The organism is Idiomarina xiamenensis 10-D-4, assembly GCF_000299895.1.
GTDB classification, from domain to species: Bacteria; Pseudomonadota; Gammaproteobacteria; order Enterobacterales; family Alteromonadaceae; genus Idiomarina; species Idiomarina xiamenensis.
Window position 1 is genome coordinate 1 of sequence record NZ_AMRG01000062.1, and the last position, 522, is coordinate 522.

At 44.6% G+C, this 522-nt stretch carries 1 protein-coding gene; it reads right to left on the reverse strand.

Translation table 11 applies throughout. The features are described 5' to 3' along the window. Window positions 1-28: 28 nt before the first annotated feature. Window positions 29-522 (reverse strand): RHS repeat-associated core domain-containing protein (locus tag A10D4_RS14230; RefSeq protein ID WP_008490193.1); only part of this gene is annotated, 494 nt, incomplete at its 5' end.

Sequence of the window (522 nt, forward strand, 5' to 3'; positions counted from 1 at the left end):
TAAAAAGTTAAAATAAAAAGTTTCCATTTTAGTTTCCTCCCCAGTTGATGACTTCGAACCCTATTGCGCCACCAAAAGATAAGCCGCCTTTAGCACCGATAGCATTAAAGGAGGGAGATAGTCCTGGTGACAGTGAATATGAGTTTCCTGTGCCGTCAAAGAAGCGACCACCTTGCGCGCCGTATGAGATACTGAATGGGCCTAAGCTGGCACCAATGTTTCCATATCCTCCAATACTCAAACCGCTCTCGTTAGCGCTCAATGTTGAACAGTTATCCGCATATGGGCTAGTTCTTCTAGGTAGGCTTTCAGGACCTCTGTCTATGAGATCTAAGTTCGCCCCAGCACCGAAACCGATTCCAAGCCGCCCACCGTAAAACCAATTATTGGTTTTTGAATTATACCCAATCGTAAAGCCTCCACCTAGACCGACATAGAGATCTACTTTTAATGAAGCTAATCCTAAGGGATCAATCCGATTTATCGGATTCCCCCCAACATACCCATAAGTATTAATGCCAC